At 45.7% G+C, this 16454-nt stretch carries 15 protein-coding genes; 5 read left to right on the top strand and 10 right to left on the bottom strand.

Annotation, left to right across the window (positions count from 1 at the left end):
* From Xbed_RS13485 to Xbed_RS13500, 4 genes are all read right to left on the bottom strand, one after another.
* Positions 1-1266 carry a beta-ketoacyl-[acyl-carrier-protein] synthase family protein gene (locus Xbed_RS13485; RefSeq protein ID WP_167371915.1) on the bottom strand — a complete coding sequence of 422 codons (1266 nt, stop codon included), beginning with the start codon at positions 1264-1266 and terminating at the stop codon, positions 1-3.
* Between the two features lie 102 nt (positions 1267-1368).
* On the bottom strand, positions 1369-1830 hold the full coding sequence (locus Xbed_RS13490) for an acyl carrier protein (protein ID WP_167371916.1): 462 nt from the start codon (positions 1828-1830) through the stop codon (positions 1369-1371).
* A gap of 739 nt (positions 1831-2569) precedes the next feature.
* Positions 2570-4030, bottom strand: a complete 1461-nt coding sequence (locus tag Xbed_RS13495; RefSeq protein WP_167371917.1) for an MFS transporter — start codon at positions 4028-4030, stop codon at positions 2570-2572.
* A gap of 51 nt (positions 4031-4081) precedes the next feature.
* A complete protein-coding gene (locus Xbed_RS13500; RefSeq protein WP_086113432.1) occupies positions 4082-4264 on the bottom strand; it encodes a hypothetical protein in 183 nt (60 codons plus the stop codon).
* A gap of 193 nt (positions 4265-4457) precedes the next feature.
* On the opposite strand from Xbed_RS13500, the gene Xbed_RS13505 reads away from it, so the two are divergent.
* Positions 4458-4784 carry a winged helix-turn-helix domain-containing protein gene (locus Xbed_RS13505; RefSeq protein ID WP_086113433.1) on the top strand — a complete coding sequence of 109 codons (327 nt, stop codon included), beginning with the start codon at positions 4458-4460 and terminating at the stop codon, positions 4782-4784.
* A 205-nt stretch (positions 4785-4989) separates the two neighbouring features.
* Here Xbed_RS13505 and mnmE read toward each other — a convergent pair whose 3' ends face one another.
* The 5 genes from mnmE to rpmH all read right to left on the bottom strand — a co-directional run bounded on the left by mnmE (position 4990) and on the right by rpmH (position 8814).
* On the bottom strand, positions 4990-6354 hold the full coding sequence (gene mnmE / locus Xbed_RS13510) for a tRNA uridine-5-carboxymethylaminomethyl(34) synthesis GTPase MnmE (RefSeq protein ID WP_086113434.1): 1365 nt from the start codon (positions 6352-6354) through the stop codon (positions 4990-4992).
* Between the two features lie 104 nt (positions 6355-6458).
* Positions 6459-8072, bottom strand: a complete 1614-nt coding sequence (gene yidC, locus Xbed_RS13515; RefSeq protein WP_086113435.1) for a membrane protein insertase YidC — start codon at positions 8070-8072, stop codon at positions 6459-6461.
* 2 nt (positions 8073-8074) lie between these two features.
* The gene (yidD, locus tag Xbed_RS13520; protein WP_086113436.1) at positions 8075-8332 is read right to left on the bottom strand and encodes a membrane protein insertion efficiency factor YidD; all 258 of its coding nucleotides are present in this window, start codon (positions 8330-8332) and stop codon (positions 8075-8077) included.
* Complete coding sequence (gene rnpA / locus Xbed_RS13525; protein WP_086113437.1) at positions 8296-8655, bottom strand: ribonuclease P protein component; 360 nt, start codon at positions 8653-8655, stop codon at positions 8296-8298. Before rnpA ends, yidD begins: the two co-directional genes overlap by 37 nt.
* An 18-nt stretch (positions 8656-8673) precedes the next feature.
* A complete protein-coding gene (rpmH, locus tag Xbed_RS13530) occupies positions 8674-8814 on the bottom strand; it encodes a 50S ribosomal protein L34 (RefSeq protein WP_015836465.1) in 141 nt (46 codons plus the stop codon).
* 671 nt (positions 8815-9485) lie between these two features.
* Between rpmH and dnaA the strand changes: the two genes are divergently transcribed.
* The 4 genes from dnaA to gyrB are packed head-to-tail and all read left to right on the top strand — an operon-like array spanning position 9486 to position 15522.
* A complete protein-coding gene (gene dnaA / locus Xbed_RS13535; RefSeq protein ID WP_086113475.1) occupies positions 9486-10874 on the top strand; it encodes a chromosomal replication initiator protein DnaA in 1389 nt (462 codons plus the stop codon).
* A 4-nt stretch (positions 10875-10878) separates the two neighbouring features.
* Entirely contained in the window at positions 10879-11979 is a 1101-nt protein-coding gene (gene dnaN, locus Xbed_RS13540) for a DNA polymerase III subunit beta (protein WP_086113438.1), read from the top strand.
* An 18-nt stretch (positions 11980-11997) separates the two neighbouring features.
* Positions 11998-13089, top strand: a complete 1092-nt coding sequence (gene recF, locus Xbed_RS13545) for a DNA replication/repair protein RecF (protein ID WP_086113439.1) — start codon at positions 11998-12000, stop codon at positions 13087-13089.
* Between the two features lie 18 nt (positions 13090-13107).
* Positions 13108-15522, top strand: coding sequence for a DNA topoisomerase (ATP-hydrolyzing) subunit B (gyrB, locus tag Xbed_RS13550; protein WP_086113440.1), 2415 nt, complete (start codon positions 13108-13110; stop codon positions 15520-15522).
* A gap of 141 nt (positions 15523-15663) precedes the next feature.
* On the opposite strand, the gene Xbed_RS13555 is transcribed toward gyrB, so the two are convergent.
* Positions 15664-16287 (bottom strand): hypothetical protein, encoded by a 624-nt coding sequence (locus Xbed_RS13555; protein WP_086113441.1) that lies wholly within the window; start codon positions 16285-16287, stop codon positions 15664-15666.
* Between the last annotated feature and the right edge of the window lie 167 nt (positions 16288-16454).

The following is a 16454-nucleotide window of genomic DNA, read 5'->3' on the forward strand; positions in this document are numbered from 1 at the left end:
TTACCCCCCACACCGTTTCAGGATCAAACTGCTATTTTCCCCACCAAAGCCAAAGGAATTACTCATAATATGATTGACCCGCATAGCTTTTGCTGAACGGTTGACGTTAATAACGCCATCCATTTTCCCCAGCTCAGAAAAATTCAGACTGGGAAGAATAAGTTCATTTTTCAGTGTCTCAATAGAAAGAATGGCCTCCAACAGACCGCTGACAGCCAACGAATGCCCCGTCGCCGATTTAGTGGATATCACAGGGGGATTGTGGGGAAAAAGCGCATTAATCGCCCGGCTTTCCGCAAGATCATTATTGACCGTGGAAGTCCCGTGGGAATTGATATGATCAATATCATTCGGCGATAAGCCCGCATCGCGTAGTGCCGCAGCCATGCAGCTCAGATAATATTGGCCGGACAAATCCGTCGAGGTCATTTTATACCCCTCAGACTGCCGCGATATGCCTGCAATTTCAGCCAAAATATGGGCTTTTCTGGCAACCGCGTGAGGATAACGTTCTACGACCAAAAACGCAGAAGCATCTGCCAGGACGCAGCCCGACCTGTCTTTATCAAATGCCCGCGAAGATTGACGCAAATCGGCAAATGTTCCCCGATAAAGTGCCCGCACTTTCTTGAACAAAACCTGCATAATCGGATGCGTGGCCTCTTCTGAAGCACCCACCAATGCGATATCAAGCCTGCCGCTCTTGAGATGCTGGCATGCGGAATAAAGCGCTGTCACGCCTGCTGTACAGGCATCACTGTAGACTCTGGGTAATGCGGGAATATGTAAATGATTTGCCAGCGCCTCAACAAGTTCATAAGGGGGCACTAATGCCCCGACACGTTCAATATCAATATAATTTGGCGAATGGGGGGTTTCTTGATTAAGGCGATCAAATAACGCTTTACTATCAAGAAACATCTTATTATTGGCAAAGAATAATTCACAGTTAGCTTGACTCAGCGTTTTATCTGTTAACCCTGCCATGTGCAGACTATTTGATGCTGCACCATAGGCCATCAAAAAAACACGATTATTGGATAATTGTCCTGCAAAGTTGAATTGATTACGTAACCTATCTACATCTTCCGACGCTAACTTGGCACTAGGAATATTTGTTATTCCATATTCCTTTAATAGCTCATCTTCGCAGATAAGCGATCTCCCTTCTGCCAATGAATTAAATAAATCACTTGGGCAATCATGATTACGAACAATCAAACCATAACCAGTTACAGCAATTTTATCTGTAGGTGTACCAGCCATAGTTATTTCTACCTTAATAACATTCAGTCTATTAAATCTGAATGTCATTTTAGTCACATTAAAGTTACACTTTATTAACTTCTATATGCAGGATGAATCCTATCATTGAGATGAGATCTCTGGACAATATCTTCTAATTTCATCAATAATGATTTCATCCGCAGTTTTTCCATTCGATTCACACACTGCCTGACATAATGAAGCCCAATTATGTACATTGGTTTCACCAAACACATCACTCAGAGTATTAATAGAATCCAACTGCTCTTCGGTATAATGATAACAACTGTTAATGAGCAACCCCTTACCTTCTTGCGTCAGAACATCCCCATTCAATAACCTCGACAATACATTCTCAGTGAGGATCTCATCAGCATGAGCAAACACACTTTTTGTCGGCATCGTTATTTTGAATTTTTTACTTAAATTAAATGTCAAATCAATGACATCTAAAGAGTCCGCCCCCAAATCATTAATTAATGAAGAATTTTCTTTAATATCACTTTCTTCCACAAAAAGAATAGAGGATAGCTCCTCGCATACAGCAGAAACATATTTATTCATACAATACCCATACGCAATTAAATATTTAACAATTACCCCAATAGAGAATAATAAGCTCTCATAATTCATTTACTGGTGTCAATTAATAAAAATTCATGGCAATAATAAAAATAATCATACTTATAATTATTTTTTAAATCTTAATTATTGGGTAAGAAAAAACTATTTAAATAACACCCTTCATTCATAACCCACCTATTCAACCATTTGTTTTTAATAAAAAATCCACCTAAAAAAATCACCACAGGAAAAAATCCCTAATAAGAAGTATAAAATCCAATTTATTTATTACCTGTGACAAATATAAACAATCAACCTCATTAATCACACAAAATAAAAATTATTAAATTCATAAAAACACTTATTAACTAAAAAAAATCACCTTAAAGAGACAAACGAACAATTCAATACAATAAGATAAGTCCCATAAAAAACACTGAATTACTATTTATGGATCAAGATCAATATTAAGATAGAAAACGTTATATTTTTTTATTATTGGTTAGATCGGTTAGTGATTTAATCAATAGCGACATTTTTATTAAAAAAGCCCGTTATTAGCGTAATACTCTCGCTTAAGCGCGAGCAGCTCAACATGCTGTTTCCTGCTATGTGTGCCATTTCCGAGCGCACCAGAGTGTACGCAATAATGATCCGCCATAAATGGCGGTCTTTCACCTGCTGAATGTGAAAGACCATGGGAAGAGGCTAAGGAAATGCCCTGAATTTCTTGACCATATTACCTAACTGTCTTCTTACGCATCATCAGTACGATAAATACAGAAGTAATGGCTGAAATGGCCAATAGCACCAGCACAGTATGGCTGAAAGCAAGCTTGTAAATGTCTTCTAGCAATACAGCCTGCTTCTCAGAAGCATTGGCAAAAGCGTTGCCGGACACGACATCGGAAATAAACTGCTGGCTGTTCTGTCCAACCGATGCCGGTTGTGAAGCGAGTGCTTGGTAAATTCCTGTGGACATCAACGAACCGTAAATAGCCACGGCGATAGCCTCACTGCCCAAGCGGAAAGTATTCAGTATGCCTGCCGCACGCCCCACTTCCTTCTGAGTAACGACGCTCAACGCAATACCGTCCACCAACCCTGCCGACAGTCCCATACCAGCACCAACAAGCAGAAGACTGACAATTATTTCAGGTAACGACATACTACCCGTGTTAAACAGCCACAGAAGTAGTAAGCCTGCAATAAACAGCACCAGACTGATAATCAATAATAAGTTGGCTGCAACGCCGCGCGTTACGAGTTTTCCAGCTACAAGTGGTAACACGAGTACAGGAGTCGTCAGTGCTAACATCACTAAACCAGAATCGAGCGGCGACAGGCTTTTCACTGCGATTAACCAAGTCGGGAACCAGGTCAGTAGGGTCACAAAGCAAAAGCTGGCGACCACCGGGATCAAGATCATTGACAGAAAATAGTGATTCCCCAACAGCGAGAAATTTACCACCGGATTGACAGTACGCCTCTCCACCACAACAAAAACAGTCAGAATAATAATTCCTGACACCAATAGGCTAAGAGTCAAGTTATCCAACCAACCGCGCTCCGCACCCTGAGTAATCCCGATCATCAACAGTAACAGGGCGGCGATGAACAGCAATATGCCTAAACTGTCGAATGGCTGTTTTTCAGTTTTATTTATTGCCGCAGGAATTGTGTGGGTCAGTAACAATACGATAAATAAGGCTATCGCATGAACGATGAAAATCGTGCGCCAGCCAGCAATGCTTAACAACCAGCCTGACAGTGTTGGACCGAAAGTAATACCTAATCCGGCTATCGTACCGAATAGTGCGAAAGCGCGAGTCCGCTGAGTTCCACTGAAAGTCTGAATCAGGATGGCACTTCCGCAAGAGAAAATCGCCGCACCACCAATCCCAGCCAGTGCGCGAGCAACATCAAGAAGGTAGATATTGTCAGCAGACCACGACAATACCGAAGCGAGAAAGTAGATTGCCGCCCCGGCTATAAATGAACGTTTGCTACCAAAGACATCTGCCAGACCGCCCCATGCCAGAGTAAAGCAGGCAAACGTTAGATTAAATGCATTTACCACCCACTGCAGAGATGCTGTTTGGCTATGTAGGTCTGCACTGATGGCTGGCAAAGCAATCGCTGTTCCAGAAATTGAAGTCGGTACAACAAACACCGCAATGAGAATGCAGAAGAGAATCATATTATGCGATGATTTTGCTTCGACAATTTGTGTTTCCATATGATTAAAACCTTATTTACGAGTAATTCGAACCGGCAGCGGGGTTGGTCTTCTGAGAATAATTCCTTCATCCCAAGTTAAATTTTCGGGTGATACGCCGTGAAATAACGGCAAATCAGGGGCAAGTCGTACCATTTTTTTGATTGCCGTACAGATTTCCAGCTTTGCCAGTTCCTGTCCCATGCAATGATGCATGCCGTACCTACCCAAATTTAAAATCTAATTCCATTTGTTTAATCATTAATCTCAGTATTATGATTATCTTACTTAAACGAAACAAAGCAAGATTACAATTGAACGTTAGATGACAACCTAACATTGGTTATGTTAAAGATTTTACCGGTTTTGTCAATTACTTATTAATAATATTTATAATTAAGGGAAGTTAATGGAAGAAAAAATTAATGATGAGGTGTTACCTTTTGATATTAAAACAGTACTTAAAGCACTGGCTGATCCGGTGAGATTGAGTATTGTGCGAAATTTGCTGAAAGATAAACCGGGTTCGGAGCGACACTGTTCTACCTTTGGACTCACTGTTACACGCGCAACTCGTTCTCATCATTTCAAGGTGTTGCGAGAAGCGGGTCTTATCCGCGTTATTGATAAAGGTAATATGGCTGTAGCTGTGCTCAGATGGGATGAAATCGAACATGGGCTTCCCGGGCTGATCACGCTGATTCGTCATACAGAAAATAACTCTACGGAGTTGTAGCAGGAACCGCCGAGATTTCCGTTATTCTAATCTCAGGCTTTCGATGAGCTTATCCAGAGCTAATAAGGGGTTCTTTTGGGATTAGGAAAACATTATATGTTTAGAAATGTTCACAGGATTAGTCACTAATTGATGTAGCTTGAAAAGAGAAGGTCGCTCGCGTTTAAGCGAGCGGTATTACGTTTTTAACGGGCTTTTCTCAGCATCACTTCCCAATACAAAAACTGGAAAAAATCCTGCCGAGCAGATCATCAGAAGTAAATTCTCCCGTGATTTCACTCAATGCCTGTTGTGCCAAACGCAGTTCTTCTGCCAGCAATTCTCCTGAACGGGCAAAAACTAACTGTTGATGGCCTTCCTGCAAATGTTCTGCCGCCGTATTCAATGCCTGCAAGTGACGACGGCGGGCAAGGAATCCCCCCTCCGTATTGCTGTTGAAACCCATCGCTTCTTTGAGATGATCTCGCAGCAAATCAATACCGTTTCCGTCACGGGCAGAAAGGCGAATTAATGCATAACCGCTGACTTCGGATATCCCCGTCTCTTCTCCGGTCATATCCGTCTTATTGCGGATAACGGTCAATGGCAGGGATGCCGGCAGTTTAGCCATAAATTCAGGCCAGATTTGCGCAGGTTCAATGGCATCGGTTGTCGTACTGTCCACCATAAACAGCACCCGATCCGCTTGCTCAATTTCCTGCCATGCACGCTCGATGCCAATGCGTTCCACTTCATCATTCGCTTCGCGCAGTCCTGCCGTATCAATCACATGCAACGGCATTCCATCAATATGAATGTGTTCACGCAAAACATCGCGTGTTGTCCCCGCGATATCAGTGACAATCGCCGCTTCACGACCCGCCAGCGCATTGAGCAGGCTGGATTTACCCGCGTTCGGGCGACCGGCAATCACGACTTTCATGCCTTCGCGCAGTAAGCTGCCTTGCCGCGCCTGTAAACGGACGTGACCCAATTCCGCGATCACTTCATCCAATTTGGCTTCTATTTTGCCATCGGAAAGAAAATCAATTTCTTCATCTGGAAAATCAATCGCCGCCTCAACGTAAATCCGCAAGTGAGTCAGCGCTTCCACCATTTGATGGACCTGACGGGAGAATGTACCTTGCAGGGAGTTCATCGCAGAACGCGCGGCCTGTTCAGAACTGGCGTCGATCAGATCCGCAATCGCCTCTGCCTGTGCCAGATCGAGTTTATCATTCAGGAAAGCACGTTCAGAAAATTCTCCCGGGTTGGCGATGCGGACACCGGAAATGGTCAGAATGCGCTTTAACAGCAAATCAAGAATAACCGGCCCGCCGTGGCCCTGAAGTTCCAGTACATCCTCCCCGGTAAAAGAGTTAGGACCGGGAAAGTAAAGTGCAATGCCTTGATCAAGCACAGAACCATCAGCATCACGGAAAGGCAGGTAATCAGCGTAACGGGGTTTTGGGCATTTTCCCAATACCACTTGAGCCACTTCCGCCGCCTTGCGGCCGGAAATACGCAGGATGCCTACACCGCCTCGTCCCGGAGGAGTGGCCTGAGCGACTATCGTATCAGTGGTATTCATGAAATTTTCTCTTTTGGTCTATAAGCTGCAAATAAAACTGCAAATAACACTGTAAATAATAAAGGCGGCCAATGACCGCCTTCCGCATTAAATTTTAAAAAGATCTACTTTTTTTCGCGGGTATGCAAACCGCGTTTTTCCAGACTGCGGAAAATAACCTGCTGCTGGATGATGGTCACCAAGTTACTGACGATGTAGTACAACACCAGACCCGATGGGAACCACAGGAAGAAGACCGTGAACATGACCGGCATGTAGGTCATGATCTTCTGCTGCATTGGGTCAGTGACCGTAGTCGGTGACAGTTTCTGGATAACAAACATGGTCACACCCATCAGCAATGGCAGGATGTAGTAAGGGTCTTGTGCAGACAAGTCCTTAATCCAGCCAATGAATGGCGCATGGCGCAGCTCAACGGAACCCATCAGCATATAATACAATGCAAGGAAGATTGGCATCTGAATCACCAGAGGCAGACAGCCGCCCAGCGGGTTCACTTTCTCTGTTTTGTACAGCGCCATCATTTCCTGGCTCATGCGCTGACGGTCATCACCAAAACGCTCACGCATCGCCGTGATTTTCGGCTGCAACAGACGCATTTTTGCCATTGAGGTGTATTGCGCTTTTGTCAGCGGATACATGATACCGCGCACGATAAAAGTAATCGCAATGATGGAGAAACCCCAGTTACCGATGTATTCGTGCAGGAATTTCAGTAACTTAAACAGAGGTTGGGAAATAAACCACAGCCAACCGTAATCTACGGTCAAATCCAGATGTGGTGCAACTTCCGCCATTTTGTCCTGAATTTCAGGGCCAACCCACAGGGTAGAAGAGATATTCTGCTGGCTGTGAGGAGCGATATTGATGTTCTCACCCTTGTACCCGATGATCGCCATTTTTTGGTTTTTCAGGTCAATGGTATAGAAAGAGCTGGTTTTGCTCTCTCCCGGCACCCAGGCGGTGGCGAAATATTGCTGGAGCATCGCTACCCAGCCACCTTTTGTGGTTACGGAAAGCGCTTTGCTTTCAATATCATCAAATTTGTATTTTTCGTATTTTGCTTCATCAGAAGAGTAAGCCGCACCACGATAAGTATGCAGGGCAAAGTTGCTGCTGCCGGTATCGCGGTGTTTTGGCAGATCAACGCTCTGCTTCAACTGACCGAAGAATGCCATCTGCAAGGGTTTGTCAGTGACGTTGTTGATGCTGTAATCAACGGAAACGGCATAGGCACCGCGTTTCAGAACGAAAGTCTTGACATAAACAACACCGTCCGGCGCGGTATAAGTCATTGGAATACGCAATTCATCCTGACCCTCAGCCAAAACAAAACTGTTCTGAGTGGCATGATAAAATGGACGTTCAGCCTGATTATCCGGACCATTAAGACCCGTTAACCCACTTTGAGCCTGATAAGTGAACCCAGGGGTTGTTTCCAGTAGTTTGAACGGCGTTTGGGAACCGAGGGTATCAGGATAGGCCAGCAGATCAGCCTCCTCGATATCACCGCCACGGGTATTGATATGCAATGAAAGCACATCCGTTTTCACGGTGATCAGTTTACCTTGCCCACTGCTTGCTTCGCTACTCAGCGTATTTGTTTGCTGCGTGATCTGGGCCGTTGGTTGTGGGTTCTTATCATTATCCCACGCTTGCCAGACCAAGAACGAAACAAACAGCAAAGCGATGAGAAGAAGATTGCGTTGCGAATCCATCGTTAATGTTCTCTGTTGTCGTCGTTTTTAGGTGGGACAGGATCATCACCACCTTTGTGTAAAGGGTGGCATTTTAATATGCGTTTCACTGTTAACCAACTACCTTTTATCATTCCAAACCTGCGTAATGCCTCTATGCCATAGTGGGAACAGGTAGGATTGAAACGACAACGAGGCCCCAGTAGTGGACTGATCACTAACTGGTAGCCTCTGATAAAAGCAATCAGGAGGCGCGAGCCAAGCGACAGTGACGACGCCATAATTTGCCCAATGCTTCCGTTAGCTCACGGTTATCGAGCTCAGCGACCCCTTTCCTCACCAAAATCACAAAATCCATTGACGGCAATTTATGTTGGTTTAAACGAAAACTTTCACGAGCCAGTCGTTTGATACGATTACGCTCATGAGCACGTTTTACATTTTTTTTGGCAATGGTTAGACCGATGCGGGGATGCCCCAGCTCATTCAAGCGCCCGAGAACCGTTATCTCTGCGGAGCTTGCCCGTTGTGGCTGCTGGAAAACATATGTGAAATGCTCGGGAGTTAACAAACGTAACTCCCTCGGAAAAGCGAGCTTAACCACTTGGTATGGTTAGCTTTATTACTTAGAAACAGTCAGACGAGCACGGCCTTTCGCACGACGGCGAGCCAGAACCTGACGACCATTTTTAGTGGCCATACGAGAACGGAAGCCGTGGGTACGGTTACGCTTCAGTACGGATGGTTGAAAAGTGCGTTTCATAGCGATTTCTACCTAGCTTAAAATTTGTTACTGATTCAGCAAATGCGTTGGCGACCAGTGAGAAATGAGCAGACACCGATGCCTCAATCGCAACATCAATATAGAGAAAGAGGCAGGATTGTAATAAAATGTACTACCCTTCGTCAATCCAAGATGTTTTGCTACCCGAAAGTGCTTACCCCAAATCCTCACCAGAGATAACCGGAAAAAATCGTTGGCATAACACGCAGGGTGCAAGATTATACGGACTGTGTAATAAAGCGCAAGGATCATACACAGATCGTTGTCATTGAATTCGTGATCATCGTATTGTTTTCACATTGAATTTTAAACAGTAGCTAAATGAAGTTTGCTATCTACCATGATTACACTAAAGTATCTCTTACGGGCCTTTATCTTCTGCAAGTCCCAACGCGTGGTGATCTCCCTGTGGATAAAAAGCGTCAAAGCTGTGTAAAAGAATGAGGATCTATATCGTCTTTTGCGTTATGATCGTCCGTCACGATCCCGACCCATCTATTATATGCGGATCGTTGGGGAGCGATGAAATTAGAAAATCGCCACAAGATACATGCTATCTTCCTCAGCATTGAGGGGTAATGCCTTGTGCCCAGTATAACGTATCTATTTTTCCGGTTTCTTTTATTGGTCTCGTTTTAGGGGAGTTCGCCGTGTCACTTTCGCTTTGGCAGCAATGTCTTGCCCGATTGCAGGATGAGTTACCTGCCACAGAATTCAGCATGTGGATACGACCCCTTCAGGCAGAACTGAGTGATAACACTTTGGCTCTCTACGCCCCCAACCGTTTTGTGCTGGATTGGGTAAGAGAGAAATACATTAATAATATCAATTTGTTATTAAATGATTTCTGTGGTCCTGAAGTACCGTTGCTGCGTTTTGAAGTAGGCAATAAACCTGTTTCACCAAACCAGTCTACCTCTCAGAAAATCATTGCCGATATGCCGGTAACTGCTGCGCCGTCCAGTATATCTGTGCGTCCAAGCTGGGACAACGCGAAAGCCCAGCCAGAGTTATCCTATCGTTCCAATGTCAACCCCAAGCACACATTTGATAACTTTGTTGAGGGTAAATCCAACCAGCTCGCCAGAGCGGCCGCCAGGCAGGTTGCTGATAATCCCGGGGGCGCATACAATCCCCTGTTCCTCTACGGCGGAACCGGTTTGGGTAAAACCCACCTTTTACATGCTGTCGGCAATAGCATCATGGCACGCAAAGCCAATGCAAAAGTGGTGTACATGCATTCTGAACGTTTTGTTCAGGATATGGTTAAAGCCTTGCAGAACAACGCGATAGAAGAGTTTAAACGTTATTATCGCTCAGTGGATGCCTTGCTGATCGATGATATTCAGTTTTTTGCCAATAAAGAGCGATCCCAAGAAGAATTCTTTCACACGTTCAATGCCCTGTTGGAAGGTAATCAGCAGATTATTCTGACATCAGATCGCTATCCGAAAGAGATCAATGGCGTCGAAGATCGGTTAAAATCCCGCTTTGGTTGGGGATTGACCGTTGCCATAGAGCCACCGGAGCTGGAAACCCGCGTTGCCATTCTGATGAAGAAAGCTGACGAGAACCAAATCCAGTTGCCGGGGGAAGTGGCTTTTTTTATTGCCAAACGCCTGCGATCCAATGTTCGTGAACTCGAAGGCGCTTTGAATCGAGTCATCGCCAATGCCAATTTTACCGGCCGGGCGATTACCATTGATTTTGTACGCGAAGCATTACGTGACTTATTGGCCCTACAGGAAAAGCTGGTCACCATTGATAATATTCAGAAAACCGTCGCTGAATATTACAAAATCAAGGTTGCAGACCTGCTTTCCAAGCGCCGCTCACGCTCCGTTGCCCGTCCGAGACAGATGGCAATGGCGCTGGCAAAAGAGCTGACAAATCACAGCTTGCCTGAAATTGGGGATGCCTTTGGTGGACGTGACCATACCACCGTACTTCACGCTTGTCGGAAAATCGAACAACTGCGCGAAGAGAGTCACGATATCAAAGAAGATTTTTCTAACTTAATCAGAACATTATCATCCTAGCGCTATGAAATTTATCATTGAACGTGAGCAATTATTAAAACCTTTGCAGCAGGTTAGCAGCCCCTTGGGCGGCCGCCCTACTCTGCCCATTTTAGGCAACCTATTATTGCAGGTCACTGAAGGCTCCCTGCTGCTGACGGGCACCGACTTAGAAATGGAAATGAAGGCACGGGTGACACTTGCCCAGCCACATGAGCAAGGTGCAACCACCGTCCCTGCGCGTAAATTCTTTGATATCTGGCGCGGGTTACCTGACGGAGCAGAAATCAGCGTAGAGCTGGATGGCGATCGCATTCTCGTCCGTTCCGGGCGCAGCCGTTTTTCGCTTTCTACCCTGCCCGCTTCAGATTTTCCCAATCTTGATGACTGGCAGAGCGAAGTCGAATTTTCCCTGCCACAAGCCACACTGAAACGTCTGATTGAGTCAACTCAATTTTCCATGGCGCATCAGGATGTCCGCTATTACTTGAACGGCATGTTGTTTGAAACCGAAGGGGAAGAACTGCGTACCGTTGCAACAGACGGCCATCGCCTGGCGGTCTGTTCCATGAATATCGGGCAAACGCTGCCGTCCCATTCCGTGATCGTGCCCCGTAAGGGCGTCATTGAATTGATGCGTCTGCTGGATGGCGGTGATAACCCACTGCAATTGCAGATTGGCAGCAATAACATTCGCGCCCACGTCGGTGATTTTATCTTCACCTCAAAACTGGTTGATGGCCGTTTTCCTGATTACCGCCGCGTACTGCCGAAGAATCCAGATAAAACGCTGGAAGCCAATTGCGACACGCTTAAACAGGCGTTTTCGCGGGCCGCGATTTTATCCAATGAAAAATTCCGTGGCGTTCGCATCTATTTAAGCGAAAACCAGCTCAGAATTACCGCCAATAACCCAGAACAGGAAGAAGCGGAAGAGATCGTCGACGTCAGTTATCAAGGTACAGAAATGGAAATTGGCTTCAATGTCAGCTATGTCTTGGATGTTCTGAACGCATTGAAATGCGAGCAGGTGAGCCTCCTGCTGACGGATGCCACATCCAGCGTGAAAATTGAGAACTCAGACAGCCAGGCCGCGACTTATGTCGTGATGCCAATGCGCCTGTAACCACACTCATTCATACGTATGATTCTCTCGCGTTTGCTGATCCGCGATTTTCGTAATATCGCGAATGCTGACTTACCGTTGGCAACCGGTTTTAATTTTCTGGTTGGGCCAAACGGTAGCGGTAAAACAAGTATACTGGAAGCCATTTATACCTTGGGTCATGGTCGTGCCTTTCGCAGCATTCAGGCAGCAAGGGTGATCCGCCATGATTGCGAGGAATTTATTCTTCATGGCCGGCTTGATCAGCAATCCCATGAACGTTCCTTATCGGTGGGCTTAAGCAAAAATCGCCAAGGCGATGGCAAAGTCAGGATCGATGGCAGTGATGGGCATAAAATTGCTGAACTGGCAAAAATGTTGCCCATGCAACTGATCACACCAGAAGGCTTCACCTTACTGAATGGTGGCCCGAAATATCGTCGGGCCTTTATTGACTGGGGCTGCTTCCACAATGAGCCACGCTTTTTTACTGCCTGGGCCAACCTGAAAAGATTGCTCAAACAGCGGAATGCGGCATTGCGGCAAGTCACCCGCTATAACCAGATCCAACATTGGGATCGCGAACTGGCTCCACTGGCGACTGAGATCAGTCAATGGCGAGCTGAATACATTGCAGGCATTTCGGAAGATATCGAAAAAACCTGCCAACTATTTTTACCTGAATTCACCCTCAGTATCAGCTTCCAACAAGGCTGGGACAAAGAGAGTGAATATGCAGAACTGCTCGCGCGGCAGTTTGAGCGCGACAAATCGCTAACCTACACCGCTTCCGGCCCCCATAAAGCCGATCTCCGGATCAGGGTGGACGGCACACCGGTAGAAGATAGGCTTTCCCGTGGTCAGTTGAAGTTACTGATGTGTGCGTTGCGGTTAGCACAGGGTGAATATTTCACCCGACAGAGCGGGCAAAAATGCCTGTATCTGCTTGATGATTTTGCCTCAGAACTGGATGCCGGCCGTCGTCAGCTATTAGCCGAGCGTCTGAAATCTACGCAAGCCCAAGTGTTTGTCAGTGCAATCACAACCGGGCAAGTTACAGACATGATTGATGTAAATAGTAGGATGTTTCGCGTAGAACATGGCAAAATAGAGGTTCAACCACAGGATTAAGATGAGCGAGAAACGTTGATGTCGAATACATATGACTCCTCAAGTATCAAGGTATTAAAAGGGCTGGATGCCGTCCGTAAACGTCCAGGCATGTATATCGGTGATACCGATGATGGTACTGGCCTGCACCACATGGTCTTCGAGGTTGTTGACAACGCTATCGACGAAGCCCTCGCAGGTCATTGTGACAAGATAGTTGTCACCATCCATGCAGATAACTCAGTTTCTGTACAGGACGATGGCCGCGGTATTCCTACCGGCATACACGAAGAAGAAGGTGTTTCAGCAGCAGAAGTCATCATGACCGTGCTGCATGCGGGGGGTAAATTCGATGACAACTCCTATAAAGTTTCCGGCGGTCTGCATGGTGTAGGGGTTTCTGTTGTTAACGCCTTATCGGAAAAACTGGAACTGACTATCCGCCGTGACGGAAAAGTCCACGAACAAACCTACCGTCATGGTGTTCCACAATCTCCGCTGAAAGTGGTCGGTGATACCGAGCATACAGGAACGACTGTCCGTTTCTGGCCAAGTATGGATACGTTCAAAATTAACACTGAATTCGAATACGATATTCTGGCAAAGCGTTTGCGTGAATTATCATTCCTGAACTCCGGTGTTTCCATTCGTTTAGTCGACAAGCGGACAAATGCAGAAGAACACTTCCACTATGAAGGCGGGATCAAAGCATTTGTTGAGTTCCTGAGCCGCAATAAAAACCCGATTCACCCAAATGTCTTCTATTTCTCCACAGAAAAAGACGGCATTGGCGTTGAAATTTCCATGCAATGGAATGATGGTTTTCAGGAAAACATTTACTGCTTTACCAATAATATTCCTCAGCGCGATGGGGGCACCCACTTAGTGGGTTTCCGTACCGCAATGACCCGTACCCTTAATAGCTATATGGATAAAGAGGGTTACAACAAAAAATCCAAAGTCAGCGCCACGGGTGATGATGCCCGTGAAGGTTTAATTGCGGTTATCTCCGTTAAAGTGCCTGATCCTAAATTCTCTTCCCAGACCAAAGACAAGTTGGTTTCTTCCGAAGTGAAGACCGCCGTCGAAACCCTGATGAATGAGAAGCTGGTGGAATACCTGCTGGAACACCCGAACGATGCCAAAACCGTTGTCGGCAAAATCATTGACGCAGCCCGTGCCCGTGAAGCCGCACGTAAAGCCCGTGAAATGACCCGCCGTAAGGGTGCATTGGATCTGGCCGGATTGCCGGGTAAACTGGCTGATTGTCAGGAGCGTGACCCCGCCCTGTCCGAACTCTATCTGGTGGAGGGTGATTCTGCGGGAGGTTCAGCAAAACAAGGGCGTAACCGTAAAAACCAAGCGATCCTGCCCCTGAAAGGTAAGATCCTGAACGTTGAGAAAGCGCGCTTTGACAAAATGCTGTCCTCACAAGAAGTGGCAACCCTGATAACCGCGCTGGGCTGCGGCATTGGCCGTGATGAGTACAACCCGGACAAGCTGCGTTATCACAGCATTATCATCATGACCGATGCTGACGTTGATGGTTCTCACATCCGTACCCTGCTGCTGACGTTCTTCTATCGCCAGATGCCGGAAATCATCGAACGTGGCTATGTCTATATTGCCCAGCCACCACTGTATAAAGTGAAGAAAGGCAAGCAAGAGCAATACATCAAAGATGACGATGCCATGGAAGAATACCAGATGTCCATCGCATTGGATGGCGCTGCTCTGTATACCAACCCACATGCACCGGCACTAAAAGGTGAAGCACTGGAAAAACTGGTTACTGAGTTCAACACCACCCACAAAATCATCCGTCGCATGGAACGCCTGTATCCGCTGGCTCTGCTGAACAACCTGATTTACCATCCAAAACTGACTGAAGATGCCCTGAACGATCAAGCAAAAGTGGAAGAGTGGGCAAGCACCCTGACGACGCGCCTGAATGATAAAGAGCAGCATGGCAGCACTTACGGTTACCACATCCATGAGAACCGTGAACGTCAGGTTTTCGAACCGGTTTTGAGCATCCGTACCCATGGTGTTGATACCAACTACAATTTGGATTTTGATTTCATTCACGGTGGCGAATACCGTCGCATCACCAACTTGGGTGAAATGATCGGAAACCTGATTGAAGAAGACGCCTACATCGAACGGGGTGAACGTCGTCAGGTGGTAAGCAGCTTTGAACAGGCGCTGGAATGGCTGACCAAAGAATCACGCCGTGGGCTTTCCGTCCAACGTTATAAAGGTTTGGGAGAAATGAACCCAGATCAGTTGTGGGAAACCACCATGAACCCGGAAACCCGCCGCATGATGCGTGTCACCGTGAAGGATGCGATTGCAACCGACCAGCTCTTTACGACGCTGATGGGGGATGCGGTTGAACCCCGTCGGGCATTTATTGAAGAAAATGCCCTGAAAGCGGCGAATATCGATATCTAATCCCGCAGCTTCAATCTCATATCCCAGGTAGCCTGACGCGATCTGGGACAAGAAACCTCATATCATCCGTGATATGAGGTTTTATTTTGCCAACTTATTCCATCATGATGATTAGGGCCGAATCAGCGCCAGACGGAGAAATTACTTAGCCAGTAACACATATGAAATAATCACATCGATCTTTTCAGGTTTTTCCAACCACTTATTGAACACATTACCCAGTCCCTGTTTTTTATAGCTGGCATCACAACTGGCCGATGTACCGATAGGTCCCAAACCATAAGTTCCGCCACCTTCTGCTTTAAACTGACACTTATGTACCTCAGTAAAATCATGATACAACCACTTAGGTTCGATGGTACTGAACTCAATGACGACGCCGGGATTACTATTACTCAAATAACCTTTTGAGTAATTAAATTCAGGGGCGATGCCACAAAATTTCTTATCTTCTGTAGTACAAGGAACTTTCCGATATTTATTGGCATTAAATGCCCGATATTCATTGTTCCCCATTCCCCGATACCAGTACATCGCCTTTGCCGCCTCTTTATTGGCTTTAGCCGCTTTTTTATTTATCAAAGTCACCTTATTAGGGGTATTGGCTTCAACAACTAATGTTCCATTTTTGTACAGCGACATCACTTTCGTATCTTTTAAGCCATTTTTTGTGATTAAATCCTCAATCGCTTTATCCGCCATACTAAAATGACTCACACCTAACAAAAGAGGGAGCAGAAAAAGATAACTTTTATTTAATTTCATAAAAAATCCTTGTATAAAACATCAAAGTACGTGATAAATCTTTTATGCGGACCCACAATAAAAATCTAATTCAATTTTTAAGATAAAACAAAAACAAATTAAATCAGACACAATTAAAATAGATAATAAAAACAGGCACCGAAAAGTTGTTAACGAATTGATTTTAA

It is taken from the genome of Xenorhabdus beddingii (genome assembly GCF_002127545.1).
In the GTDB taxonomy this organism is placed as follows: domain Bacteria; phylum Pseudomonadota; class Gammaproteobacteria; order Enterobacterales; family Enterobacteriaceae; genus Xenorhabdus; species Xenorhabdus beddingii.